The organism is Streptomyces clavifer (assembly GCF_036345975.1).
Lineage (GTDB): Bacteria > Actinomycetota > Actinomycetes > Streptomycetales > Streptomycetaceae > Streptomyces > Streptomyces clavifer.
The window spans coordinates 7,492,839-7,518,022 of record NZ_CP107793.1 but is presented as its reverse complement, the minus strand read 5'-3'; the positions used below and the strand labels follow the sequence as shown (position 1 = coordinate 7,518,022).

General features: G+C 69.6%; 28 protein-coding genes. 14 read left to right on the top strand and 14 right to left on the bottom strand.

Annotated features, from left to right (window positions below; all coding sequences use genetic code 11):
- Positions 1-35 precede the first annotated feature (35 nt).
- A complete protein-coding gene (locus tag OG927_RS32590) occupies positions 36-527 on the top strand; it encodes an FBP domain-containing protein (protein WP_124280149.1) in 492 nt (163 codons plus the stop codon).
- 388 nt (positions 528-915) lie between these two features.
- Here the strand turns inward: OG927_RS32590 and OG927_RS32585 are convergent, their stop codons facing one another.
- A complete protein-coding gene (locus OG927_RS32585; protein ID WP_056788943.1) occupies positions 916-1,116 on the bottom strand; it encodes a hypothetical protein in 201 nt (66 codons plus the stop codon).
- Between the two features lie 533 nt (positions 1,117-1,649).
- On the bottom strand, positions 1,650-1,958 hold the full coding sequence (locus OG927_RS32580) for a hypothetical protein (protein ID WP_124280150.1): 309 nt from the start codon (positions 1,956-1,958) through the stop codon (positions 1,650-1,652).
- 64 nt (positions 1,959-2,022) lie between these two features.
- Between OG927_RS32580 and OG927_RS32575 the strand changes: the two genes are divergently transcribed.
- Complete coding sequence (locus OG927_RS32575) at positions 2,023-2,655, top strand: TetR/AcrR family transcriptional regulator (RefSeq protein ID WP_319104934.1); 633 nt, start codon at positions 2,023-2,025, stop codon at positions 2,653-2,655.
- Positions 2,656-2,793: 138 nt separating this feature from the next.
- Here OG927_RS32575 and OG927_RS32570 read toward each other — a convergent pair whose 3' ends face one another.
- Both OG927_RS32570 and OG927_RS32565 read right to left on the bottom strand, forming a co-directional pair.
- A complete protein-coding gene (locus tag OG927_RS32570) occupies positions 2,794-3,237 on the bottom strand; it encodes an SRPBCC family protein (RefSeq protein ID WP_056788941.1) in 444 nt (147 codons plus the stop codon).
- Between the two features lie 186 nt (positions 3,238-3,423).
- A complete protein-coding gene (locus OG927_RS32565) occupies positions 3,424-3,594 on the bottom strand; it encodes a hypothetical protein (protein WP_164494072.1) in 171 nt (56 codons plus the stop codon).
- Between the two features lie 164 nt (positions 3,595-3,758).
- On the opposite strand from OG927_RS32565, the gene OG927_RS32560 reads away from it, so the two are divergent.
- Positions 3,759-4,199 (top strand): ATP-binding protein, encoded by a 441-nt coding sequence (locus OG927_RS32560; protein ID WP_330321254.1) that lies wholly within the window; start codon positions 3,759-3,761, stop codon positions 4,197-4,199.
- Between the two features lie 171 nt (positions 4,200-4,370).
- On the opposite strand, the gene OG927_RS32555 is transcribed toward OG927_RS32560, so the two are convergent.
- Positions 4,371-4,544 (bottom strand): CsbD family protein, encoded by a 174-nt coding sequence (locus OG927_RS32555; RefSeq protein WP_079100687.1) that lies wholly within the window; start codon positions 4,542-4,544, stop codon positions 4,371-4,373.
- Positions 4,545-4,891: 347 nt separating this feature from the next.
- On the opposite strand from OG927_RS32555, the gene OG927_RS32550 reads away from it, so the two are divergent.
- Both OG927_RS32550 and OG927_RS32545 read left to right on the top strand, forming a co-directional pair.
- A complete protein-coding gene (locus OG927_RS32550; RefSeq protein WP_056789147.1) occupies positions 4,892-5,632 on the top strand; it encodes a Type 1 glutamine amidotransferase-like domain-containing protein in 741 nt (246 codons plus the stop codon).
- Between the two features lie 446 nt (positions 5,633-6,078).
- Positions 6,079-6,333, top strand: coding sequence for an HU family DNA-binding protein (locus tag OG927_RS32545; RefSeq protein ID WP_330321253.1), 255 nt, complete (start codon positions 6,079-6,081; stop codon positions 6,331-6,333).
- A gap of 419 nt (positions 6,334-6,752) precedes the next feature.
- On the opposite strand, the gene OG927_RS32540 is transcribed toward OG927_RS32545, so the two are convergent.
- A complete protein-coding gene (locus OG927_RS32540) occupies positions 6,753-7,337 on the bottom strand; it encodes a TerD family protein (protein ID WP_056788935.1) in 585 nt (194 codons plus the stop codon).
- 300 nt (positions 7,338-7,637) lie between these two features.
- On the opposite strand from OG927_RS32540, the gene OG927_RS32535 reads away from it, so the two are divergent.
- Entirely contained in the window at positions 7,638-9,404 is a 1,767-nt protein-coding gene (locus OG927_RS32535) for an ABC transporter ATP-binding protein (protein ID WP_330321252.1), read from the top strand.
- A gap of 336 nt (positions 9,405-9,740) precedes the next feature.
- Entirely contained in the window at positions 9,741-10,172 is a 432-nt protein-coding gene (locus OG927_RS32530; RefSeq protein WP_056788925.1) for a VOC family protein, read from the top strand.
- A 99-nt stretch (positions 10,173-10,271) separates the two neighbouring features.
- On the opposite strand, the gene OG927_RS32525 is transcribed toward OG927_RS32530, so the two are convergent.
- A complete protein-coding gene (locus OG927_RS32525; RefSeq protein WP_056788921.1) occupies positions 10,272-11,462 on the bottom strand; it encodes an MFS transporter in 1,191 nt (396 codons plus the stop codon).
- Between the two features lie 288 nt (positions 11,463-11,750).
- On the opposite strand from OG927_RS32525, the gene OG927_RS32520 reads away from it, so the two are divergent.
- Both OG927_RS32520 and OG927_RS32515 read left to right on the top strand, forming a co-directional pair.
- Positions 11,751-12,968 carry a cysteine desulfurase-like protein gene (locus tag OG927_RS32520; RefSeq protein ID WP_330321251.1) on the top strand — a complete coding sequence of 406 codons (1,218 nt, stop codon included), beginning with the start codon at positions 11,751-11,753 and terminating at the stop codon, positions 12,966-12,968.
- Between the two features lie 248 nt (positions 12,969-13,216).
- The gene (locus tag OG927_RS32515; RefSeq protein WP_056788914.1) at positions 13,217-13,639 is read left to right on the top strand and encodes a PPOX class F420-dependent oxidoreductase; all 423 of its coding nucleotides are present in this window, start codon (positions 13,217-13,219) and stop codon (positions 13,637-13,639) included.
- 224 nt (positions 13,640-13,863) lie between these two features.
- On the opposite strand, the gene OG927_RS32510 is transcribed toward OG927_RS32515, so the two are convergent.
- Positions 13,864-14,091, bottom strand: coding sequence for a hypothetical protein (locus OG927_RS32510; RefSeq protein WP_056788911.1), 228 nt, complete (start codon positions 14,089-14,091; stop codon positions 13,864-13,866).
- Positions 14,092-14,234: 143 nt separating this feature from the next.
- Here OG927_RS32510 and OG927_RS32505 point away from each other — a divergent pair, with 143 nt between their 5' ends.
- Positions 14,235-16,805, top strand: coding sequence for a polysaccharide lyase family 8 super-sandwich domain-containing protein (locus OG927_RS32505; RefSeq protein WP_330321250.1), 2,571 nt, complete (start codon positions 14,235-14,237; stop codon positions 16,803-16,805).
- Here the strand turns inward: OG927_RS32505 and OG927_RS32500 are convergent.
- The gene (locus OG927_RS32500) at positions 16,783-16,917 is read right to left on the bottom strand and encodes a hypothetical protein (protein ID WP_274923044.1); all 135 of its coding nucleotides are present in this window, start codon (positions 16,915-16,917) and stop codon (positions 16,783-16,785) included. The two genes, OG927_RS32505 and OG927_RS32500, sit on opposite strands and share 23 nt — an antisense overlap.
- 56 nt (positions 16,918-16,973) lie before the next feature.
- Here OG927_RS32500 and OG927_RS32495 point away from each other — a divergent pair, with 56 nt between their 5' ends.
- Positions 16,974-17,402 (top strand): pyridoxamine 5'-phosphate oxidase family protein, encoded by a 429-nt coding sequence (locus OG927_RS32495; RefSeq protein WP_056789143.1) that lies wholly within the window; start codon positions 16,974-16,976, stop codon positions 17,400-17,402.
- On the opposite strand, the gene OG927_RS32490 is transcribed toward OG927_RS32495, so the two are convergent.
- From OG927_RS32490 to OG927_RS32475, 4 genes are all read right to left on the bottom strand, one after another.
- The gene (locus OG927_RS32490) at positions 17,377-18,279 is read right to left on the bottom strand and encodes an isocitrate lyase/PEP mutase family protein (RefSeq protein ID WP_124280157.1); all 903 of its coding nucleotides are present in this window, start codon (positions 18,277-18,279) and stop codon (positions 17,377-17,379) included. The genes OG927_RS32495 and OG927_RS32490 overlap by 26 nt on opposite strands.
- A 456-nt stretch (positions 18,280-18,735) precedes the next feature.
- Positions 18,736-18,882 carry a hypothetical protein gene (locus OG927_RS32485; protein WP_330321249.1) on the bottom strand — a complete coding sequence of 49 codons (147 nt, stop codon included), beginning with the start codon at positions 18,880-18,882 and terminating at the stop codon, positions 18,736-18,738.
- A gap of 11 nt (positions 18,883-18,893) precedes the next feature.
- Positions 18,894-19,439 (bottom strand): MOSC domain-containing protein, encoded by a 546-nt coding sequence (locus tag OG927_RS32480; protein WP_124280159.1) that lies wholly within the window; start codon positions 19,437-19,439, stop codon positions 18,894-18,896.
- Between the two features lie 76 nt (positions 19,440-19,515).
- Complete coding sequence (locus tag OG927_RS32475) at positions 19,516-19,959, bottom strand: SRPBCC family protein (protein ID WP_124280160.1); 444 nt, start codon at positions 19,957-19,959, stop codon at positions 19,516-19,518.
- A 247-nt stretch (positions 19,960-20,206) separates the two neighbouring features.
- Here OG927_RS32475 and OG927_RS32470 point away from each other — a divergent pair, with 247 nt between their 5' ends.
- Both OG927_RS32470 and OG927_RS32465 read left to right on the top strand, forming a co-directional pair.
- Positions 20,207-20,824 carry a TMEM175 family protein gene (locus tag OG927_RS32470; protein ID WP_056789140.1) on the top strand — a complete coding sequence of 206 codons (618 nt, stop codon included), beginning with the start codon at positions 20,207-20,209 and terminating at the stop codon, positions 20,822-20,824.
- Between the two features lie 1,396 nt (positions 20,825-22,220).
- Entirely contained in the window at positions 22,221-22,628 is a 408-nt protein-coding gene (locus tag OG927_RS32465; protein ID WP_056788884.1) for a roadblock/LC7 domain-containing protein, read from the top strand.
- 375 nt (positions 22,629-23,003) lie between these two features.
- Here the strand turns inward: OG927_RS32465 and hemC are convergent, their stop codons facing one another.
- Positions 23,004-23,939 carry a hydroxymethylbilane synthase gene (gene hemC, locus OG927_RS32460; RefSeq protein WP_330321248.1) on the bottom strand — a complete coding sequence of 312 codons (936 nt, stop codon included), beginning with the start codon at positions 23,937-23,939 and terminating at the stop codon, positions 23,004-23,006.
- A gap of 404 nt (positions 23,940-24,343) precedes the next feature.
- On the opposite strand from hemC, the gene OG927_RS32455 reads away from it, so the two are divergent.
- Positions 24,344-25,159, top strand: coding sequence for an SAM-dependent methyltransferase (locus OG927_RS32455; protein WP_056788878.1), 816 nt, complete (start codon positions 24,344-24,346; stop codon positions 25,157-25,159).
- Positions 25,160-25,184: the final 25 nt, after the last annotated feature.

Sequence of the window (25,184 nt, the reverse complement as noted above, 5' to 3'; positions counted from 1 at the left end):
TGCCTACAGCCTATAGGCAAATTAGCCTACCGCTCATGAACCCGCTGACCGAGCAAGAGATACGTACCGCGTTCGTGAACTGCTCCAAGGGCGAGGCCACGCGCCTGTCCGTCCCTCGCGACCTGCCCGAGCAGCCCTGGGAGGACCTGGACTTCCTCGGCTGGCGCGACCCCCGGGCTCCCGACCGCGCCTACCTCACCATCGCCATGGACGGCCGCCCGGTCGGCGTCCAGCTGCGCACCTCCACCGTCGGCTCCTGGCAGACGCGGCGCAGCATGTGCTCGGTGTGCGTGACGACCCACACCGGCGGCGTCTCCCTGATGGTCGCGCCACGATCGGGGAAGGCAGGGAAACAGGGCAACTCGGTCGGCATCTACATGTGCAGCGACCTTGCGTGCTCCCTGTACGTACGCGGGAAGCGGGATGCCGGTGTCGGCGCACGGCTCCACGAGTCCCTGACCCTCGAGGAGAAGATCCAGCGGACAGTCGCGAATCTCACCGCGTTCATCGCCAAGGTCACCGCGTGAGGCATCCGGCCAGCCACCCCTGCCCGCATCGGACGTGACACGGCACCGTGCGCCCGGTCGCCGCCCGGGGGAACGCGAGAGGCGCACGACTCCAGCCCGCCGGGCGAGAGTCGCACGCTACCGGCGACCTGCCGGCCCTTGCCCGACTCCGGGCGCTGCACACCGCGCGTGCACCGGTCCGGCCGGGGGCTCCCACGGCCGCCACCATCGCGGTCGTGGCGCTGGGCCCCGGGCCCTGCTTCGGAGCCGACGCGCTTCGAGCGATCCGTGACCTCGAGGGCTGCCGGCCTACTGGCCCCTGGCCGGATCCAGGCGCCGACAGGCGCCCGCCGCAACACCGTTCAGGTCCGGAACGGCAGATCCGCGACCCGCGGCGCAGAAGGTGCGTTCACGCCAGGGTCTCGGGAAGATGCCGGTGGCCCTCGGTCCACTCGTTGACCCAGCCGCACCCCGAGCACGCGTACCGGCCGTCGAGACCCGCGATCTGGGTCCCGCACTGCGCGCACGCCATGTAGGTGATCTCAGGGGGCACGAACGCCTGCGGCTTCTCGAGCCGGGCCGACTGCTCCTGTTCCGGGGGAATCGCCATAGTCGGAGGCTACCGCCGCAGACGGAGGTGTAACCCCGGACGACCAGCCGCACTGGTTGCTGCACGTCCAGGACCCGTCGGACACCTGCGAGGCGCTCGCCCCACAACTGGGACAGTTCATGGCTCCCCCTCGTCACACTCCGGTCTCTCCTTGGCATCCTGCCGCCGACCGAGGTCTGTGAACAGTGGGCGCGCAGCACCTCTTGAACACCCGTTCGGGCGTCTAGGGCCGCGTCCGCGAAGAAGCGGCGGAACCCGGACGGGTGGACAGTTGCCGCGTGGGCGACCGAGCGCCGCAGGTGAAGGCCGTCACGCGCTTCGTCCGGCGCAAAGCGGCGAGGCTCGGCCGTGTCACGTGGATCTACTGACCCATCCGGGCAGGGAGGGGACATTCATCGGTCCGGAAGCCAGGCTGGAGGCGGTGTGGTCCACGAACGGCCCGACGCCTTCGCACGTCCGATGCGCGTCGAGCAGAACGCACGCGTCGTGGAACCGGGCCCGCCCCGGGCCGCCGGGATCGCATTCGCCCCGTCTCAGCCCTCGTGCGAGGCACAGGCGCCGATCCAGACGTCGACCACGTCCAAGCGCTGGACCGACGGCTCGGGCGGACGAAAACCCAGGGCCGCGGAGACCACCCGGTCCACGACCGGGTGGAGACGCTCGTCGGCGAACCTCTTCCAGTCGGCCTCCGACTCCCAGACATCGGTGTACCGCAACCCGCTGGTTGTGCGCTGGACCAGGTGAACCACCAACCCGGGGGGCTTCTCCGTCCCCAGCCCGTCCTGGATGTGTGCGTAGGTGGCCGGATCAATCGGCACCTCGATGGTGAATGCGTACGTCACAGGGACCACATCCCCTCACATTCAGCCGAAGCCGTTTCGGATGAATACCCTTAGCATCAACCGCATGGGCGAACAGGTCAAGAGGCAGTACGACACGACCAGCCGCCGGGCGGCGGCGCAGGCGACCCGGCAGTCGATCCTGGACGCGGCGACACACTTGTTCGCCGAACGCGGCTATGCAGGGACCACGATGGCGCAGCTCGCCGAGTCCGCGGGTGTCGCGGTCGACACCGTTTACACCGTCGCGGGACGCAAACCGGAACTGTTCCTGCGGCTGGTGGAGTCCGCCATTTCAGGGACCGGCGACACCGTTCCGCCGTCCGAGCGGAACTACGTACGCGAAATGCGCGCCGAGCCGGACGCAGCACGCAAGTTGCGCCGATACGCACGGGCCGTCAGAGAGATGCACGCCCGGCTGGCACCCCTGCTGCGCGTCGCACGCTCGGGCCCGCCGGAGGTCGCAGAGGTCTGGCAGGGCGTGGCCGGACGCCGCGCGGACAACATGCGGATACTCGCCCAGGAGTTGGCCGCGACCGGGCAGTTGCGCCCTGGATTGGACCTGGAGGAGGTGGCAGACGTCATCTGGGCGACGAACTCCCCCGAGTTCTACTGTCTGCTGGTCGAGGATCGCGGCTGGCCACCCCAGCGATTCGAGCGGTGGCTCGCCGAGGGCTGGTGTCGACTGCTCCTCGCCTGATCCCGGCCATCGTCCCCCCGCCGTCATGAGTCCGGCCGCATGGGCCCAGAACAGACGGGACTGCCCGTACACACCTGAGGTGTGTACGGGCAGTCCCGTCTGTTGTGGGCGTTGCACGCCCCGGCGGGCAGACCGTGGTCACAGACCCCGTGGACCGTCACCCGCCGCCGTGGTTTCGGCCAGCTTCTGGAACTCGCCCAAGTCGTAATTGGCCAGTGCGGAGTCGAGATTGGTCAGGGCACCCAGGTGCTCCACGAATCCGCTGGGTTCGTACTCGATCTGCAGGGCGACCCGGCTGGAGGTGTCGTCGAGCCGGTGGAAGGTGACCACGCCTGCGTGATGTACGCCTTCGATGGTCTTCCAGGCGATCCGGTCCTGCGGGACGACCTCGGTGAGCTCCGCAACGAAGCTCTTGTCGGCGCCCGGCAGGGACAACTGCCAGGAGAATCGGCGCTCGTCCATCGGGTCGACCCGTCGCACGTGGCTCAGAAACTTCGGCCACTGCGTCACATCGCTCCACAGAGCCCAGGTGACACTGACCGGCGCCTTGATGTCGACGGTTTCGACGAGGGAGGAGGACATGAGAAAGCAACCCCTTCTTTCGCTCGGTTGGGCCTTGCGCTGCCGACTACCCGATTAGCAACCGCGCACGCATCCCGCTCCGCATACGCCATCCGACCTGACCTCTCCCCCTCCAGAAACCGACAGCCCTGCCCTCGCACAAGTTGCGAGGGCAGGGCTGTCGACGCCTGGCTGTCGCCGGTGGCGTCAGCGTCTGCGGGCGGGGCGCCCGGCTCCGATTCCCGCAACGTGCAGGGCAAGGAGCGTCAGGCCCAGGAGCATGACGTTCACGGAGGAGAAGACGTCGTTGGTCGTGATGTCTGCGGCATTGATCAGGAAAGCGATGAAAAACAGGACCGCCGCGGCTATGCCGAGCATGGGGTTGCTCCTCTCGTAGGGTGAAGTGCGCGTGCCCGGACATCGCACGGGCATACCTCGCTTCCGCCGCCTCTTCGATACGCCGTCCCACTGCGTGCCGGGGTCGGCGTGGTGGGCCTCTCATGCGGGGGTAGGAGTAGGCAGAGTCGAGCGAGGAGGGGCCGATGACGAAGGACGCATCGTTGCGTGCGGTGGGATGGGCACAGTCGTTCCCGGTGTCGCACGGGGTACGCGCGGGCCGCCGCTGGACGCGGGATCACCTGGCGTCCATGGAGTGGACGAAGGACGCTCCCGAAACCGTGGACGCGGTACTGCTCAGTGTTTCCGAGCTGATCACCAACGCGCACGTGCACGCGCACAGTGACGCGCAGCTCGTCCTCACCTGGGACAGCCACTGCCTGCATGTGAGTGTCCACGACTCCGATCCCCTGCCCCCCGCCCAGCAGCCCGAGAACCTCACAACGACCAGTGGGCGCGGACTGGCCATCGTCGACGCGCTCGCCGACGGATGGGCCACGCATGCCCAGGCGTCCGGCAAGACGATCACCGCCTGCTTCGTACCCCCAGGCGCCCCGAAGCCCCAGCACGACGGCCCCATCGCCTGATACTCCGCGGATGTGTCGCTTCGGGCGGAGCAGCACCCCGTCCGAAGCGACGCCGCACACCCTCGCCGTGTGTGCCGTGCGTGCGTGCGTGCGTGCGTGCCGGACATGCGTGTGGCCCGGCACATGCCGGGCCACACGCATCGGGCGGAGCGCTTCGCGCTCCCGCGGAAATCAGCGCTTGAAGGCGTCCTTCGCCTTTTCCTTGGCCTGACGGGCATCGCCCTTGGCCTGGTCGGTCCGACCCTCGGCGGTGAGGCGCTCGTTGCCGGTCGCGCGGCCTGCGGCTTCCTTGACCTTGCCCTTGGCCTGCTCGGTCCGGGCCTGGTTCTTCTCATTGGCACTCATGTCATTCACACCTTGCTGTTCTCGGCATCAGGTACACGACTCGTGTGACCCGGAGCGGCGCGTGCAAACACCGAGCCGGTGATCGGTTCACCAGTGGCCGGACGCCACTGCGTGTCGCCCAGCCCTACGGCCTCCCTCCCGGTCCGCTCCGCCCGTACTGCACCCATGGAGCGCTACCGCCCACGACGGACAAGCCGTTCGCCGCACGTCCACACCCCTGAGGGTCCCGCGCGCGAGCCGGGAACGGATGACGACACTTCGGGGATCGCACTGTTGCCGCGGAGTACGGCGACGGTGTGATGCTCGGGCATCCTGACCGACCGGAGGGCGCCGATATGATCACGGTCATGACTGCATCGGAACCGACCATTCTTGCGACGTCCGGTGGCCACCGTGTCGGAGGACGTACCAGGGTGACGTTCGATTCCTTGGTCCATCACGCGGTTGATCTCTCGGGAGTGCACGGCCGACGGCCACGCGTCATGTATGTCGGCACGGCAATCGGGGACGCCGAGCACTTCACGAGCCGGATGAGCGAGGCCGCGAGGGTAGCGGGATTCGATCTGACGCCCCTCCATCTGTTCCCCATGCCCAACGTGGAGGATGTCGAAGGCGCGGTCCTCGATCAGGACGTCATCTGGGTCATGGGCGGCTCGGTGGCCAACCTGTTGGCGGTATGGAGGGTTCACGGCCTGGACCGCATCATGCGCCGGGCCTGGCAGGCCGGCGTCGTGCTCAGCGGGGTCAGCGCGGGGTCCATCTGCTGGTTCGAGGGGGGCGCGACGGACTCGTTCGGCCCGGAGTTGCGCCCGATCACGAATGCCCTCGCATTCCTGCCCTACGGCAACGGGGTGCACTACGACTCGGACGAGGGCCGGCGTCCGCTGATGCACCAGCTCGTCGCGGACGGGACGTTGCCAACCGCTCACTGCACAGATGACGGAGTCGGGCTGGTCTACCGGGGAACGGAGCTGGTTGAAACAGTGACAGAGATCCCGGGGAAGGGCGCCTACGTGGTCATGCGCGAGGGGGACAGCGCCGTGGAGGAGCGCATCGAGCCCCGCACACTACCCGCCGTGCGACGTTGATCAAGCCGATGAGGGGCGGCTGGAGCTCGTCGTCCCTGTGTGGCCCTCCGGCCGGCACGGCCGCCACGTCGCGTTCCGTGCCCCGCAGGTGCGCTTCTCTCCCTCCGGGAAGCGGCATCCGCCCTCTCCGAACCACGACACGAGTCGCTACTCGGCCCCTCGTAGTACGAGCCGCTGTCTCCGTCGTCGCGGTGGTTCTTCCTGTGGGTAAGACATCCGGATCTTGTCGCTCGGGGGTAAAATCGTCGGCGTACACCCGTATCTGCTCGGGGGCGGCACGTGCCCAGGGCGGTGCCCGGCCCTGGCCTCGAAGACCTGTGCACACGGGAGGCGGACGACCGCGTGCCGTTGCGCGCACGGGTGGCGCGGCGGTGTCACGATGGCGACGTCCTACGGCGTCGGTCTGGCGGCGTGGAGGTCTTCGTCGTCGCAAAGGGTGTGCCGTAATGGACAGGTCCGGTCTGATCGACGCGGTTGCGCGCAAGACCACGAGCAGCAGCGAACTTCCGACCGAGCAGATCGGCCGAGTCGTCGACGCCCTGTTCGGCACCGTCGAGATGTCCGGCGTGATCGCTGAAGCGCTCAAGGCGGACAGGACGGTCACCCTGCAGGGGTTCGGCCGCTTCTGCCTTGAGGAGGGCGACGCCGTCCTGCGCCCGGGCAAGGCCCTGGAGGAGTTCCTCCACGACCAGGTCGGCTGAGCCGAGCCAGCGGAAGGCTGTCACATCGCGTGTGTACCGGCCGCGCGCCGGGGGACGTCTGGTTACGCCGTGACCCGTGTCTGCCGAGCCGTAGATCAGGCGGGACAGACAGACGGTGGGCGGACCGCACCCGGAAAGTGGGACGCGATCATCCCGTGCCGATCGGGCCGCACACCCCGCGCTCGAAGGATTGCAGCGCTTCAGCCGGTCGTGCAAGGACACCACGGTCTCGCCCGCGGCCTCGCGCTGCTGCGGCAACAGGCCCGAGCCCGGGGGGCCGAAGTGCGGCAACGGGAGCGGGCTCGGCTCCCTTTGCGGCACGTCCGGCCCCCAGTTGCGCCGCGCCTGGCTGTTCACTGCATCCGACCGGGACAGGACGGCCCGGCCGTTCAGGTTTCGCGGCGGCGCCGGGACGTTCGCTACTTGCTCACGGCGAAGCGCATCAGGGCACGCTCGTCACCCTGCTTGATCTTTCCGGTCTCGTTGATCACCTGGAGCTTCCAGCTCGCACCGTCCCGAATCGCCTTGGCGACGGCACAACCGTTGTCATCAGTCAGCAGGCTCGGCCAGATGTCGGCGACCTGCTGGGTCGTGCCCCCGGTCGCGTCGTAGACCTTGAAGCTGATGTTGCGCGCGTTGTGGAAAGCACTCCGCTTCTTGTACGCGGCAGCGATGAACACGATGGCGGTGATGTTGGACGGCACCCGGGCGAACTCGACCGTGACCGTCTCGTCGTCGCCGTCGCCGCGCCCGGTCTGGTTGTCTCCGCTGTGCAGCAAGGAACCGTTGCCCAGCGGGTCCAGGGAGTCGAGGCCGGCCAGTCGTACGGGCTCCGCGCCCTGCATCGCGACAGCGATCAGGTCGAGGTCGGTGCCGGCCTTCTGCCGGAGCTTGCCCAGCAGTCCTCCGCTGCTCCCCACGGTCGGGTCCCAGGACACCCCGATGGACAGGTGGGTCACCCCACCGAGGTCGGCGGGGCCGTCTTCCTTCTTCAGCGTGATCATGCGTGATCCTCTTGGTCGCGAGATTGTTACACCTGAAGTGTGCCTGGTCCCGCGAACGCCCAACTCGCCCGGGGGCGGGTGCACCCGACCGGCATGTCCAGGAAGTGTCGATTTACTTGTTTCGGACCTCGGCGACGAGGCCGCATTCGCGTAATTCGAAGAGGGCGCCCATGACGAGGAGCCGCGTTTCGGAACCGGGACTCACCCGCCGGGACACCTCGGCCAGCCTGACGCGTTACCACAGCGCGGGCACGGAAGTAAGCGCTTTCCCGCCCGTCGCGGATGCGGTGAGATGGTGCCATGAAGCATCCCGTCCCCAATCACCTGGACCACTGCTACCGCGGTGAGCACCCGGTGCGCACCCTCGGCCATCTCTTCCGTCCCGACCGTGGCGCGCTGTTGCTCGCGACGTGCATCTTCGTCGTGAAGCACAGCCCCATCTGGCTGATGCCCCTGATCACGGCGACGGTTCTCGACGTCGTCATCCAGCACGGCCCGCAGGCCGAGTTGTGGCAGGCGACCGGCATCCTGCTCTTCATCCTCGTGATCAACTATCCGCTGCATCAGTGGTACGTACGCCTTCTGGGCGGCAGCATCCGCCGTATGGGCACGGCGCTCCGCTCGGCCCTGTGCCGCCGGCTGCAGCACCTGTCCATCGGATACCACGCGCGCGTCAACTCCAGCGTTCTGCAGACCAAGGTCGTCCGTGACGTGGAGTCGGTGGAGCAGATGGTGCAGCAGAGCTCCGACATGGGCCTGGGCGCGTTGGTGACCCTGACGGGCGGCCTCGTCGTCATCGGTATTCGCACGCCCGAGTTCCTGCCGGTGTTCCTGATCGTCGTTCCTGCGGCCGGACTCCTGGTGATGCGACTGCGGCATCGACTGCGCACCCACAACGAGCACTTCAGGCGCGAGGTGGAGCACTTCTCCTCCCAGGTGGGCGAGATGACCACGCTCATCCCGATCACCCGTGCCCACGGCTTGGAGCGTGCCGCGCTGGGCCGCGTCGACGGCTCCTTGCGCCAGGTCCTCGCGGCGGGCCTGCGGCTCGACGTCATGAACGGCCGCTTCAACTCCGCGGCCTGGGTGATGCTCAACATCCTCGGAGTCCTCTGCCTGACAGGTTCGGGGCTCGTCGCGTACCACGGCCTGCTGCCCGTGACACCGGGCGATGTCGTCATGCTCAGCACCTTCTTCACCGTGCTGACCGGGTCGGTGACGACGCTGCTCGGGCTGGCTCCGATCATCAGCAAGGGACTCGAGTCGGTGCGCTCCATCGGGGAGGTGCTGCAGGCACCTGACCTGGAGAGCAACGAGGGCAAGGCCCCGGTCGAGCGGGTGACCGGCCGTATCGACTTCCAGCAGGCCGGGTTCGCGTACGACGACGCGCCCCCCGCGGTCGACGCCTTCACCCTCACGGCGCGCCCCGGCGAGACGATCGCCCTGGTCGGCGCGTCCGGCGCGGGCAAGTCGACGGTACTGAACCTGCTGATCGGCTTCATCCGGCCGACGACGGGCAGCATTCTGCTCGACGGCGTGGACATGGCAACACTCGACCTGCGAAGCTACCGCCGGTTCCTGTCCGTGGTGCCGCAGGAATCGATCCTGTTCGAGGGAAGTATCCGCGACAACGTGACCTACGGCCTCGACGGCATCGACGAGGAGAGACTGCGGCGAGCCCTGCGCGACGCGAACGCACTCGAATTCGTGGAGGGGTTGCCCGACGGCCTGGACACGGTGGTCGGCGAGCGGGGGGCGCGCCTGTCCGGCGGCCAGAAGCAGCGTCTGGCCATCGCGCGCGCCCTGATCCGCGATCCGCGCATCCTGGTGCTCGACGAGGCGACGTCGGCGCTGGACAACCGCTCCGAGGCACTCGTCCAGCAGGCACTGGCCCGCCTCGTGCACGGACGCACGGTGTTCGTGGTGGCGCACCGCCTCTCCACGATCCAGGGTGCCGACCGCATCATCGTGATGGAGCGCGGGAGGGTCACGGAGGCCGGGACGCACGCGGAACTCCTGTCCAAGGGCGGCACGTACGCGGAACTGCAGCCGGCCACACACAGCTAGGTATCGGCTTCGTCGCTCGGCGGAGGACCGCTCGGCGAGCGCTGCCCGTCCGGTCTCCGCCCAGCGGCCGCGAGGACGTCCCTTCCACCAGCCCCCGGCTTTCCCGCACGTACCGGCCGGGAAGCCCGCGGCACGAACCGCGACCGGACAGGCGCCGTGGGACTGGGGGAGAAGGGTCTGAAAAGGCGGCCCCACTGGCGTTTCGACGCGCAAGGCGGCTCCCTCGTGGTAGACGGTGGAGCCGCTGCCGTGTTCGCGGTGGCGCCGCTACGCCCGTGGCTTCGGTCGGGAGATCTGTTCGGCCGGGCCGCGCGGGCCACGTCGAGGAGGAGCTCCATGAACTGGACGCTCGAAGTCATCCCTGTCCCGGTCACCGACATGGACCGGGCGAAGGAGTTCTACGCCGACAAGGTCGGATTCACGGTGGACCTCGACGACGAGGTCGCCCCCGGAATGCGCGTCGTCCAGATGACCCCGCCGGGCTCCCGGTGTTCGATCGCCATGCTCCAGGGCATGCCTTCGGCACCCGGTATGGAGGAGATGGCCCCCGGCACGCTTCAAGGCCTGCAGGTCTGTGTCACGGACATCGAGGCAGCGAGGGAAGAGCTGGTGGCCCGGGGCGTGGACGTCTCCCCCGTCCGCCACGTGGGAGCGACGGGCTGGGAGGACGGCAAGGGCGACACCTGGAACTCGTTCATGTCCTTCAACGATCCGGACGGCAACGGCTGGGTCGTCCAGGAGGCCCCCAGCGAGCTGTCGGCACGCTGACGAACCGGCCCGGCCCGCCGTCGGGGACCTGCGGCGAGCCGGTGCGCGAGGACGGTGAGGGGCCCCGCCGAAGTCCCCGGCCGGGGCGGCACGGCCCGGTCACGTCGTCTCCCGCACCGGCCGCCGGAACAGGTACACCGCTGCGCCGAGAACCAGAAGGGCCATGCACGCGATGAAGACCAGCCCCGCGTCCTCCAGGCCGATCGGACCGGACAGCACCCCCACACCGATCACCGGCACCGAGATGCCCGCGTACGCCACCACGAAGAGCGTCGAGATCACCGATGCCCGCCGGTCCGCCGGACACGCCTCGGCCACCGCCTGCAGCGCCCCGCGGAACGCCAGTCCCTGACCGGAGCCGCCGACGAACGCACTCAGTACCACCAGCACCAGCAGGTCCCACCACAACGCTCCGGCGAGCAGCGTCAGCCCGCCGAACAGCCCGGCGCACCCCCAGAGCAACGACCGGCCGACGCCGACCCGGCCGGCCATCAGCTGCCCCGCGGTGGATGCGAAGAACGCCAGCGCCACGATCGCTCCGCTCACGGCGTGGTTGTCCACGTCCAGGTACTCGGCGAGGAACGCCGGACTGACCGACGTGAAGACGCCGAAGAGGGCGAAGCCCACGAACGAGGCAGTCGCCGCGGGCCCGAACACCGCGCGCACCTGCAGCGGTACACCGGGCCGTCTGGGACGTGCGGAACGCAACGGGCGCCGCTCCTTCACCGTTTCCGCGAGCCCCACCAGGACGGCGACGGATCCGCCCAGCAGAACGAGGTGCACGGCGAACGGCAGGTACAGCGGCCAGGGCGCGTACTGCGCGAGCACCCCCGCGAGGAGGGGACCGCAGCCGAGCCCGCCCATGTTGGCGGCCGTCGCGACGAACGTGGCCCGGGAGGCGCCGCCGTGCGGTGCCGACTCCATGACGTACGCCGTCGCGGCCCCCGTGAACAGTCCGGCGGACAGGCCCGACAACAGCCGTCCCGCGTACAGCCAGCCCAGCCCGGTGGCGCACAGGAAGCAGACGGCGCTCGCCGCCGCGAACCCGAGGCCCCACAGGAGGACGGGGCGCCTGCCCACCGCGTCCGAGACGTTGCCGCTCAGCAGGAGCACGCCGATGACCCCGAAGGCGTACACGGCGTACACGACGGTCACGGTGAGCTCGGAGAATCCGAACTTCTCCTGATAGAGGCCGTACAGAGGGGTGGGCAGTGTGGTGCCGGCCATGCACACCAGGAACACGGCACCGCTGAGGAAACACTGGCGCCACCTTCGGCGATCACCGTCCATGGGCCGACGCTAACCCCCGAGCAGCGCCGGGACGGGTTCGGCGTGCCCGGCGTGCCGTCCCGTCCGCGGCCGCCGGGGTGGAGTCTCCGCGGGCTCGGTCTCCGGCGGCCCGGGTGGACGGGTACGGCACGGGTCACCGTTTTCGCACAGGGCACGCTCGCAGGACGCGGAGGCGCCCTGCGATGATCGTCCCGAACCGTGCTTCATCCCGTCCGTCCAGAAGTCGGGTCGGCCGTACGCGTGCTGCGCACGCCCAGGCGTACCCGGCTTCGTCCCTGAGGAGCCTCCGTGACGTACGACGTCGATGCCCTGCGCGCCGAGTTTCCCGCTCTGCGAGCCGGAACCGCGCACTTCGACGGTCCCGGGGGGACGCAGACCCCGGCCCCCGTGATCGAGGCGTTCACCGACGCCCTGAGCCGGCCGTTGTCGATCCGCGGAACCGGTCTGCCCGGCGAGGTCAACGCCGAGGCGATCGTCGGCGGGTTCCGCCGGGCCATGGCGGACCTGCTGGGCGCACAGCCGTCGGGCATCGTGTACGGGCGCAGCGCGACGCAGCTCACGTACGACTTCGCCCGCCTGCTGGCGAGTACCTGGGCGCCCGGCGACGAAGTCGTGGTCAGCAGGCTGGACCACGACTCCAACATCCGTCCCTGGCTGCAGGCCGCCGAGTCGGCGGGTGCGCGGGTCCGCTGGGCCGACTTCGACCCGCACACCGGTGAGCTGCCACCGTCCGCCATCGGCGACCTGCTGACCGAGCGGACCCGGCTGGTCGCGGTGACGGCGGCGTCCAACCTGATCGGCACGCGCCCCGACATCGGCGCCGTCTCCCGCCTCGTCCACCAGGCAGGGGCACTGCTCTACGTCGACGGTGTGCACTACACGGCGCACCGCTTCGTGGACGTGGCGGAGCTCGGCGCGGACTTCTTCGTCTGTTCGCCCTATAAGTTCTTCGGCCCTCACCACGGTGTCCTGGCCGCCGCACCGGAGCTGTTGGAAGGCCTGCACCCCGACAAGCTGCTGCCGTCCACGGACACGGTTCCCGAGCGCTTCGAACTGGGAACGCTGCCGTACGAGTCGATGGCCGCCACCCGTGCCGCGGTCGACTTCCTCGCCGGCCTCGGGGACGGATCCGCAGGGGACCGCCGCACCCGACTGCGGTCCGCACTCGCAGCGGTCGAGAAGCACGAGGCATCGGTGAGCACGCCTCTGGAGCAGGCCCTCGCCTCGATCTCCGGTGTCACGGTCCACTCGCGGGCAGCCGACCGGACGCCGACGCTGCTCCTGACGTTCGACGGGCTGAACGCGGCGGACGCCTACCGTCACCTGGCAGCTCTGGGAGTGCACGCGCCCGCCGGATCCTTCTACGCGCTCGAAGCCTCACGGCACCTCGGGCTGGGCAGTGCCGGCGGGCTGCGGGTGGGGGTGTCGCCCTACACCGACGGGACAGACGTCGAGCGCCTGCTGGAGGGGCTCACCTCGTTCCTGCGCGACTCCCGCACTCCGTGAGGCCTTCCGGCGGCGCTTCGACCCAGGCAGCCCCCGTGGCGTGAGCCGGGCGGTCCGCCGCCGCGCGCACCTGCCGTCGGGGGCCCTCGAAGCGCTTCGTGCGGGGCGCGCAGGCCGGCGGCGCGTGCGCCCCGGAGGCGCTGCGGTGTGTCGCTCCCGATGTGTGGCAGCGTAGGAACGCGCGCTCCGGATCACCGTGTGCGGTTCATCGCCGCGGGCCGGGGGCCGCCCGACGAAGAGGAGAGATCATGTCCGAGCCGCCGCTTCCCGACGCCGCAGTCGCCATGCTGAGGAAGCCGAATCCGGCTGTCATCGCCACCCTTCGCGCAGATGGGCATCCGGTCTCCACGGCGACCTGGTACCTCTGGGACGACGGCCGGGTCCTGGTCAACATGGACGAGGGCCGCCGACGTCTCGACCATGTGCGCAACGACCCCCGGGTCACGTTGACCGTGCTCGACGACGGCGACTGGTACACCCATGTGACCCTCATCGGACGCATCGTCGAGTTGCGCGACGACACGGGTCTCACCGACATCGACCGGCTGTCCCGGCACTACCTCGGCCAGGCGTACTCCCAGCGCGATCGTGACCGGGTGAGTGCCTGGATCGAGATCGACCGGTGGCACGGTTGGGGCGGCTTCCGTGACAGTGGCCAAGCGAGCGGCTGAACGCCCGATCCCTCCCCACGGGGCCTCGCCGGGCGCTGTCCCGGTTGCGCTGCCAGGCCGCACAGGTGCTGAGGGAGCACCCGGCCGGCGGTCCCTCACCGCGCAGACGGGTGCTGGGGACGAAAGCCGGGGCCACTTCCGTGCTCGGCACGCAGAAGGCCGCAACGCCCCTGCGCAATCGATGCGGACCCGGATGACGTGGTCGGCCGTCGGCTCAGCCGTCGTCACGGCGGCAGTTCGAGACGCCGGTAGGCATGCGGTCGCCCCCCGGCCCACTCCACCAGGGTCGGGTCGGCGAGGAGGTCCGCGGGTCCGGGAAGTCCGGCGCGGGCAACGAGCTCCAGGACGTCGGCGTCGGAGTGTGCCAGGCCCATGATGCGCCCGCGCACGGTGACGCGCCGGCCACCGGAGGCGGAGATCCGGTGCACGACGATCGGCGGCTTCCCTGCCATACGTCCAGCGTGCGCCTCCCCGCACTCCCCCGGCCACCGGCACCGCTCCCCCGGGCAAACCAGCGCCCGGCCCGTTGACACCGGTGAGACCCCTTGCTTGGCTGGGGGCAAACGCTTTCCGGGCCGGACTTTGGAGCGTTCAGGTGGGGCTCTCGCGTCGTTCCGTACTGTCCGTGATTCCGGCGGCAACCCTGCCGGCCGTCGCCCGGGCGCTGCGGGCCGGGGCATCGGACCTTGGGGACGCGGCATCCTCGCCTTCCCGCGATGTTGCGGCGGACCACGCCACCCTGCTCCGGAACACCGTCGCGCTGTTCGCAGGGACCACCGAGTCCAACACCCGCCCGGAGACCGCTCCCAGGATCGCCTCGATCCTGACGACGGCACGCGCGCGGCTCGCCGCGTGGGACGACGCCGGACAGGACGAGCTCTTCGAGGGTGTCCCCCTCGGTGCCAGTGACGTCAATCTGAGCTTGTCGTACCAATACCTGTACGAGATCGCCCTCGCCGCCCGCCTCCCCGGCACCGGTGACCCGCTGGGGGACGGCGACGCGGTCCGGCGCAGGGTCGTCGACGGGCTGGCCCATCTGTACAACGCGTACTTCGGCAACCAGGCACAGGGCTACTACGGGAACTGGTTCCACTGGGAGATAGGTATCCCCGCTTACGTGACCAGGACGTTCGTGCTGCTGGGCGACGTGCTCGCCCTGTACCGTCCGGGACTGGCGGCTGACTACACCACTTCCATGGACGCGTACCTCCGCAAGGGCAGGGACGGCGACGTGGACCTCGACTCGCGTTTCCACACCGGTGCCAATCTGGCCGACATCACGACGAACCGGGTCCTCCAGGGCGCCGTCCTCGGTGACGACGCCCGTATCCGGAAGGCCGTCGCCGACCAGCTGACCGTCCTGGCGACGGTCGACCCCTACGCCCTGCGGCACGGTGTCACCGACGGCTTCTACGCGGACGGCTCCTTCGTCCAGCATGCGTGCGTCGCCTACACCGGCTCCTACGGGAAGGGGCTGTTGACCCGAGTCGTCCAGACCGTCAAGATCCTCGACGGCACGGGCTATGTACCCCTCGACAGCCTCGTCGGCGTGGTGCGGGACTGGGTGGCCCACGGCTTCGCACCGCTGATCTTCGAGGGCTGGATGATGGAGATCGTCAAGGGCCGTGCGGTATCGCGGACCGGCACGGGGTACGGGGACGTCACCGCTGTCGTGGAGGCCGTCGTGGACCTCAGCGCCTACACCACCGGCGGCGACACCGCCGCACTGGAGGGCTACGTCAAGTACGTCCGGCAGGCGTCGAAGGCGGCCCCGGACGCGGCATCCTTCGTCTCTCCCGTGAGCATCGTCCGCTACGCGGACATCCTGAACTCCGCCGCACCTGCGAGGGATCTCGTCCCGTCCGCCTCCCACACGGCCTACAACGCCATGGACAGGACCGTCCACCGGCGGCCCGGCTACGCCTTCGCCCTGGCCCGCAGTTCGGAGCGCATCAGTACGTACGAGTACATGAACGGCGAGAACCTGACACCGTGGTTCCAGGGGGCCGGCGCCCACTACCTCTACCTGTCGGGAGAGGACCAACGGCAGTCGTTCGGTGTGGACTACTTCACCGCCGTCTCCCCCTGTCGCCTCGCCGGAGTCACCGCCCCCGCGGAGACGCGCCGCACCGTCCCGGAGCTCTACGGCACGCTCTGGTACGACAACCCCGGGCGCGGGTTCACCGCGTCCTCCGAGTCGCAGAACGCCTATGTGTACTTTCCCCGGGGCGGCAACGTGTTCTCCGGCGGTGTCCGCCTCGGCGACTGCGGTGTGGCCGGTTTCGTCCAGAGCGACGATGCCGCGTACACCGCGCAGCAGGCGGGCGAGCTGCCCGACGACTTCGTCGCCCACCGGAACGCCCGCGCCACCAAGTCGTGGTTCATGCTCGACGACGAGATCGTCGTCCTCGCCGCGGGGGTGACGGGGGCGGGAAGGCGCGCGGTGACCACCACCATCGACAGCCGCATCGCCTCCCCCGCCTCCCCCGTGGCCCTCACGGGCGGCCTCCGCGACGGGACGCCCTGGCGGAACTCCGCGACCGGCCCGACGGCATGGCTGCGGTACGCCGATACCGGGCGCGGGTCCGTGGTGGGGTACGTCTTCCTCTCCGGGCCACGGCCGGTCGTCGCGCTCGGCACGGTGACCAGGAGCCGGCGCCTCATCCGCCTGTCCAACGCAGACACGCCGGTGCGCAAACAGGTCTTCACGCTGTCCTACGACCAAGCCGCCGACGCGGGGCCCGCCTCGATGGCCCATGTCCTTGTTCCGAACGCCTCGGAGCGGCAGTTGGCGTCGTACTGCTCCCACGGCCGCCCGCTCTCCGTGCTCGCGAACACCGTCCGCCTGCAGGCCATCGCGCACAGCGGCCTGGGCCTGGTCGCCGCGAACACCTTCGCCCGCGGAACGCACCACGTGGAGGAGCTCTCCATCGACGGCCCGGCGTCGGTGATGCTCCGCCGCGCCCCCGACGGCAGGTGCGCGATCGCTGTCTCCGACCCGACGACGAAGCGGCGCTCGGTGTCCGTCACCGTCCGCGGCCGCTCCCTCCGGCTGCTCTCCGCCGACGAGGGCGTCCGTGCCCGTCGTGTCCCCGGTGGCATCCGGCTGAGCGTCAGGACCCACCACGCGTACGGGCGTGGTTTCACTGCCGCGCTGCGCCGATGAACCGGGCATGAGTACGGCGGGCGGGCATGCGTACGACGGACGGACGCAGACCTGCGCTGTTCGGCTTCTCGTCCGGCTGCTTCTCGGACACATCAACCAGGAATCGCGACATTCCGTTGCATGATGCGAGCGAGTACGCACGACACCGAGCAAGTGAAGGAGTCATCCGTGGCTTTGACCCGTGAAGAACGTGAGCGGTTTCTGGCCGAGCCACACGTTGCCGCACTGTCCGTGGACGCGGCGGAGTCCGGCAGGGCACCGCTGACCGTGCCGATCTGGTACCAGTACGAGCCCGGCGGCGACATCTGGATCATGACGGGCCGCGATTCCCGCAAGGGCACCCTGATCGCCGGTGCGGGCCGGTTCAGCCTGATGGCCGACCGTGTGACGCCGACCGTCCGGTACGTCTCGGTCGAGGGACCCGTCGTCGCGACGCTTCCTGCCACCCGCGAGCAGCTGGTGGAGATCTCGGGGCGCTACCTCCCGCGCGAGAAGGTCGACGACTACGTCGAATTCGCCTGGAAGGAGCACGGCGAGCAGGTGGTCATCCACATGCGGCCCCAACGCTGGCTCAGCTCGGACCTCGGCGAGTCCTGAACGATCCCGCTGCCGCGCCCAGCAGCTCATTCCGGGGCCCGTGGTGACGGCTGATGTTCCTGGTCAGCAGTTCCGTGGACTGGCTGACACCGATCGCGCCCCGGTCGTCCGGGGCCGGCAGGCGTCCGTCGGCGGACTTGAGATCGGCCAGTGCCGCGTCCATGGCCCGGTGCGCGGCGAAGAGGCACGGCGTGCTGTAGATGGCCATGTCCACGCTCAGATCGGCCAGTTCGGGGAGGGAGAGCCGGGGCGATTTACCTCCGGCGATCTGGTTGAACAGCAGCGGCTTGTCACCGACCGCGTCCCGGACCCGCCGGATCCATTCGACGCTGCGTACGCCGTCGACGAGGACGACGTCCGCGTCCGTCGCGGCCAGGGCCTTCGCCCTGCGCAGGATGTCGTCCTCCTCGGTGGCGTCCGTGCGCGCGATCACGAGCAGGTCGCTCCGGCTGTCCAGGACCAGGTGCAGCTTGTCGAGGTACTCGGAGAGCGGCAGCACCTGCTTACCGTCCGCGTGCCCGCACCTGCGGGGACGCTTCTGGTCCTCCAGGATGACGCCGGACGCCCCGATCCGCTCCAGCCGCTGCACGACGTGACAGGCGACCTCCGGATCGACGTAACCGTCGTCGATGTCGACCAGGAGGTGATGGTGCGGGAAGGCTCCGCGCAGCCGCCCGACGAAGTCGACCATGTCCGGCCATGCGATGAATCCGATGTCCGGCAAGCCGTAGTAGGACGCGGCGAAGCCGAAGCCCGAGACGAAGAAGCCGTTGTAGTGCCTCGCCGCGACCGATGCCGAGTACATGTCGTAGATGCCGATCAGGGGTGTCGTCCCTGGGGCTGCGACCTCGTCGCGCAGCGCGTCTCCGTAACTCATGTGCGATGTACACCCCATCTGTGGGCCTGCCGGGCGCGTTCGGCTCGACAGGCCGGACCCCGAGCGATATGTGACGGGCAAGATGTACCAACAACGGTATTTTCCTGCACCACTGAACCGCCGGACGCGGCCGACTCTCCTGAAGTGCACTCCAGGGAGCGACGACCTGGGTGTGGTTGACGCCGCTCGCGTCGCGTCGCCGGACGACGAGTGACCGACGGGTGGGGTGCCGGTCCGCCGGATTCCTGCCTCGCTGCGACCGCATCACCGGTGGCGACCCGACCTCCATGGCCGTCTTCCCACGGGGCGCCCGGCGCCGACTGCCCGACACCGAAGTCTTCACGGTCGTCCTGAGGTGCTCCTCGCTGTCGGTGGTCGCCGTCTTCACCGTGCGGTGCGAGTCGTCGGGCTCCTCATACCGAAGCCTCGCCACCTGCTTCGTGGAGCCGTGGTGGCTCAGGTGCGTGGGCCCGCGAGAGCTTGCCCCTGACGGTGGGCGTCGCCGCCCTTCCGCACCGGCTCGGGCGCTGCGCCCGTCGTCAGCGTCGCGGCGCGCTTCACCCGGAACGCCGCGGCGCTGTCCGAGATCCAGCGGTCGAGCACCGCACGGGACTCTAGACGCGCTCCAGCGGACGGTACGGACCTGCTGGGACCGATACCTCGACCGGATCGCCGGGGTGGATCCCGCCGCCTTGCCGGACGACGCCCATGATCCCGGCCTTGAAGGTGAAGTCCCCGTTCGTCGGGTCGATCTCGAACACCTCTCGCAGGAGGCCCTTCCGGAAGGTGTTGATCTGCGCACAGGGATTACGCAGGCCGGTGACCTCCACGACCGCCTCGGCACCGATGCGGAGCAGCGCACCGGTGGGCAGACCGAGCAGATCGATCCCGCGCGTCGTAATGTTCTCCCCGAGGTCGCCCGCGGCGACGGCGAAGCCCTTCCCTGCGAGTTCGTCGAAGAGCTCCTCGTGCATGAGGTGTACCTGGCGCAGGTTGGGCAGGTCGGGCTCGTACTCCATGCGGAACCGGTGCCTGATCGTCTCGCCGGCGTGGACGTCGCCCTCCACGCCGAGACCGGCGAGCAGCTTGATACCGCTCCGGTTCGGCTTGCTGAAGGAGTACGTACCGTTGCTGCTGACCGCTGTGACCCGCGCTTCCATGGCGCCCTTCCCCGTCCCTCGACCGTGTCCTCGGCGAGCGTAGCGGGTTGCCCTTGTGCGGAGCCGGGCACGGTTCTCAGGCCGCCTCCACCGCCGCCTTGATGCGGCGGCCGAACGCGGGGGCGTCCTTCCGCGCGGCCTTGACGGCGAGACCCACCAGGAGTTTGCCCAGACGGTGGCCCTCCAGATCGTTGAAGATCCTCACCTTCGTCCTGCCGTCCGCCAGGGGTTCCAGGTCGTAGCCGCCCTCCCGGGCCGTCACCAGGTTGGTGGAGAGCTCGTTCCAGCGGATCCGGCTCGGGGCCACGAGTTCACTGATCCGGAATTCCCTCCGGGTGGTCATACCCGCGTCCTTCACCGTGCTGCGGAACACGGTTCCCACCGCCGTCGGCCCGGACGGGGACTTGGAGATGTCCTGTACACGCGGGCTGAACTTCCTGTCGTTCTCGCCGTCCGCGAGAAAGGCGAAGACCTCGGCGACGGGGCGGTCGATTTCGACCGTAGCCTCGAACTGGGCCATGGGTTCTCCTCGGATGTGTCGGTGGCTCCTCGCGTGCACGCTGCCTCCAAGGATCCGGGTCCCGCTACCGCTCCGCAGCCGTACGGCAGAGGCGGCCGGGCCCGGGCAGGGTGCCGGCACGGTCACGGCGGCCACCTGGGCGCATAACGGCGGCTGGGCCGTTCGGGGGGACTGCGGGGCGGGCGGGCGTGGCGGGGCTTGCCCGCAGTCGGCTCAATCCGAGACCGCGCGCTCCCGCCCGACCACTCTGTGTCGTGTGAGCAGAGTCAGAACGGAAGAGAAGAGCCCCGATCGGCTGATCGCACTGTCCGACGGGATCTTTGCCATCGCGATGACCTTGCTGGTCCTTGACATCCATGTACCGACCGGATTGGGTGTCGACGGCTTCCGCGGGGCTGTGGGTGATTGGCTGCCCAAGCTCGGTGCCTATGCTCTGAGCTTCACCATTCTGGCCGGTTTCTGGCGAGACCACCGGCGGATCCTGCACATGATCCAGCGGGTGGACGCGCTGTCCGAGCGCCTCACGCTCGCAGGACTCGGGGTCATCGCTCTGGTCCCCTTCCCCACCGCGATGCTTTCCGAATATGCCTCCCGCCCTCTGGCCGTGGCCTTCTACGCACTGACCATCGCCGTGGTCGACGTGCTGCAGCTCGCCCTGTTCCTGTCGGTCCGGGAGCAGTTGGTCGCGGACCATCCCCTCGCCGGGCGTGCCGGCCGGAACATCGTCGCGGATCTGAGTGCGACCATCCTGGTGTTCGGGGCGACGATTCCGATCGCTTTCGTCTCCCCCGTCGCCGCCATGTGGTCCTGGCTGGTATTGGCCCCCGTCAAGATGACCATCGGACGGCACTTCGCCACCGAGTGAGACGCGGGCCGGTTCCCTTTCGTCCGTCCTTCCCCGTCCCCACCTCGCCCGATCGGGATCCCGTGGCCGGTGACCTGTGGTTCGGCATCAGCAAGCAGCAATCGAGGAAGGGGGGTTCACACCGCAGCACGCTTCCGCTTGGGTGAATCGGAGATACGATCTTCGAACAACCTCTGGTGCAGGAGTGGTTCCTCCCTTGAGACGACGAACCCGGGCGATGCCTATGGTGCCTCCGAGTCGGCGCACGCCCGTGTCCCCGCTCACCGGGCCCTCCCACGCACATCTCGTGATGTCCTACGCCTCGCGGCCACCGGACATCGGCTCAGCGCCGATCCTAAGGTTCTCCATGGTCCGTTCCCCGCGTTCGCTGAACTCCGAGGGGGCGGCGCCCTGCACGCCGTGGCCCCTGATCCCGCGTCCCGCGCATTCGCGGCGATCGTGGTGCCCGTCACCGCCGCGGACCCGGCCTTCGGCGTCGCTTTCCCTGCCGTCTTCGGCTGCCTCGCCCCTCTGCACGGGCAGCGCGGGCAGGCGTGGCTTCGCGCCCACGGGCCCGGAATCGTGAGCGTGGGGCGGAGGCCGCACGTCGCCCACACCCATGTGCGTACGCAATCCGTTGCGGCACTTCAAGGGGTGGGGTTCCTCGTGACGGAGTGGCTTCCGGTTCGCGGCAGGCGTGAGGTTCCTTCTCCTGAGAGCGGCCGGCCGCCCGGTGCGGGAGTCTCCAAGTGGCTCGACCAGTTGCTCGCGCAGGCCTCCGAGGTGATCGACGACCGCGCGGAGTCGCGACGCGTCGCCCCGGCGGAACCTGGGAGCCGGGTTCACGCCTGGGTGCGAGGGGTGCCGGCGACGGTCACGGGTGTGGCGGCACGTCACCCCGGTGACGCGGACGTGTTCGAGGCCATGGCACAGGGGGGCCACGCCGCGCCCCGGTCGGCCGGGCGCACCCCGAGCCCGCGGGTGCTGCGCGGGGAGCGGCCGGGTCGACAGCGGCAGGACCCGCCGGCCGGTGCGGCCTCCTCCGGGGCCGCACTGGCCGCCCCCGATCACAGCGTTCCCGTGCAGGACCCGGCGGCCGGGGCCCGGCATGGCCCGCCGCCCGAGCCTCACCCGCCCGCCGCCGAACAGCACCGTGGGCTGCCCCGGCGTCGATCGCGGCACGACGGACTCGCTCCCGCTGTGGAGGAGGCACCGACCGCTGCCACTCCGCCCGGCTCACCGGAGGACGCCGGCGACTGGATGGAGCAGTTCTTCGAGGGCGGTCGCAGCGCGCTTCCGGCGGTAGCCGCGGCCCCTGCGACCGGGACAGCGCCGACCGGGTCCGTACCCTCGGAGCGCACCCCGTACGGTCCTCGTTACGGCCCCTCCCCCATTCCCCGGAAGGAAAGATGTGAGCATGAATGACGCGGAGAACCCGGAGCAGCGCGACTGGATGACCTCCGAGGTCGCCACAGTGCCCGGCGTGCGGCTGGCGATCGTCTTCAGTACCGATGGCCTCCTGCTGGCCAAGTCGGACGGCATGGAGCGTGACTCCGCCGACCGGCTGTCGGCGAGCTGTTCGAGTCTTCAGTCGCTCGGCCGTGGCCTGGGGCGGGAGTTCGGGGAGGACGGCGGTGCCGTGCACCAGCAGATGGTGGAGTTCAACGGCGGTTTCCTGTTCATGCGCAGTGCTGTTGGCGCGTACCTCGCCGTGGTGACGGGGCCGGACGTGGACCCCAAGCTCGTCGCCCGGCAGATGCAGGTGCAGGTGATGAAGATCGGAGCGCGCAAGCTCGCCGGCCCGCCGCGCCAGAGCTCCGTGTGACGGTCGTCGGCTGTCGATCCTGGCGGCCTCGTCGCGGTGACGTCCCTGCTCCCGGACGCTTCCTCGCCGCAGCCGGTACTGCTCCGGGACGAGTCGGTGCGCGGCCCGGCGGACATGGGGTTTCCGCCGGACCGCGACTGCCGGGCTGCTCGTCCGACGAAGCCCCCGCACCCCGCGTCGAGTGCCGGCACGCCGAGTGACTCGCCGTACGTGCGCGCAGCGGTCACTGCTGGGAGCGCCGTTGCGGTCGTACGCGTCGGGTCGGTCCGGGGATGTCCGGGAGGGGCCCGTTCCCTCCTGGCATCCTGTTGGACCGCGCGTGGGCCGAAAGGGTTGTACGGCGAACGGGGCCGGCCCGCGGTGGGGCGGCGTCGGTCAGTGGGCGATGCTGTCGATGAGCTCGCGCGCTCCTTGGCGCAGCAGGGTCACGGCCACGGAGGTGCCGAGGGTGGCGGGGTCGAGCGGGCCAGCCCATTCGTGGGCGTTCAGCACAGTCTTGCCGTCGGGAGTGAACACACGGGCGCGCAGCGAGAGATCCCCGTTGCGGTGGGCCGTGGCGTAGCCGGCGATCGGCGAGTTGCAGTGGCCCTGGAGGACGTGGAGGAACATGCGCTCCGCCGTCGTCTCCCGGTAGGTGTCGGGGTGGTTGAGGGCGCCGACGGCGTCGATGGTGGCGGTGTCGTCCTCACGGCACTGCAGGGCGAGGACCCCCGCTCCGATCGGGGGGCACATGGTCTCCGGCGAGAGGATGTCGCTGATCACGTCGCCCCGGCCGATGCGGCGGAGGCCCGAGACGGCCAGGAGCAGGGCGTCGGCCTCACCGGCCGCGAGCTTGGCGAGGCGCCGGTTGGCGTTGCCCCGGAAGGGAACGCAGTCCACGTGCGGGTGGGATGCCGCGAGTTGGGCCGCGCGGCGCACGGAGGAGGTGCCGACCCTTGTGCCGGCCGGGAGCTGGTCGAGGGTGAGTCCGCCCGGGTGCACGAGGGCGTCGCGGATGTCGTCACGCTCGAGGAAGGCGGCGAAGGTCGTGCCCGCGGGCAGGGGCCGGTCGGCGGGGATGTCCTTGACGCAGTGCACGGCGAGGTCAGCCTCGCCCGCGAGCAGGGCGGCGTCGACCTCCTTGGTGAACGCCCCCTTGCCGTCGACCTGTGAGAGGTCTCCCATCCACTTGTCGCCCGTCGTCCTGACGGGGACGACCTCGGTGACGGTGCCGGGGTGGAGGGAGGCCAGTTCGGCCCGGACGCGTTCCACCTGGGCCAGGGCCATGGGTGAGTCGCGGGACACGATGCGGATCAGCTCAGGGGCGGACATGCGTCCACGATAGACCTCCGGGCTCGAGCCACGATCGTCCGGCGCGGTGGCACCTGCCCCTCGCGGGCGCCCGGCGTTGTCCACCTTCTCCGCACGACGATTTCCGGCCGCATTGGTGCGGCACCTCGTCCACAGCCCCGGACCCTGCGCAGCGATCCGCAGATTCTCCGCAAATCACCTTTCAGCACCGTGATATGAGGCTTCATCGCCTCGGATCACTCGCGTCCGACCTGTCCCGGGCGGCGAATTCGCGTGCAGCCGCCGCACCGCCGCCTCCGCGACTGGCCGGTTCACCGCCGTACACCCCGCCTCACTCCCCCGAGGACTGTCAGCCCTTCGGCGAGATCCCTAGCATGGCCCCTCACGCATACGAACTACTTCTCCTGGAACTGGCGAGGGGCTGGATGAGCAACGGGGACACCTCCATTCCGAAGAACATCGATGTGAACGTGCCGAGCGTCGCACGTATGTACGACTACTTCCTGGGGGGCAAGGACAACTACCCCTCGGACCGGGTCGCGTGCGAGCAGTTGCTGGAGCACGTGCCGAGCACCAAGGTCCTGGCGGTGAACAACCGGTTGTTCCTGCGGCGCGTCGTGCACCACCTGGCGTCGGAGTACGGGATCCGCCAGTTCATCGACCACGGATCCGGCCTGCCGACCCAGGACAACGTCCACGAGGTCGCCCAGCTCGTGGATCCGGCCGCCCGCGTCGTCTACATCGACAACGACCCCATCGTCCTGGCGCACGGCAAGGCGATACTCGAGGAGAACGACAGGACAGCGGTCATCCAGGCCGACATGCGTGACACCGAAGGCATCCTCGGGCACCCCGAAGTGGTCCGGTTGATCGACTTCGACGAGCCGGTGGCCGCGCTGTTCGTGTCCGTACTGCACTGCATCCCGGACAAGGACGATCCCGCGGGCCTGGTCCGCCGGGTCGCCGACCGCCTGGCTCCGGGCAGTTTCCTGGTGGTGTGCCAGCTCGTCAGCGAGGACGCCGCCACCCGCGACTTCGTCACGGACTTCATGGCGAAGAGCACCGGCGACCAGTGGGGGCGGGTGCGCCGCCAGGAGGACGTGGGCGTCTTCCTGGAGGGCCTCGAGGTCCTGGCTCCCGGCCTGGTGGAGGTGTCCACCTGGTGGCCCGACTCGGATCTCGCGCCGAAGCAGGCGACCCGGGAGTGGATCGAGTTCGGCGGCGTGGGCCGCAAGGGGTGATCTGATCGACGCGCCGGTCCCCGCC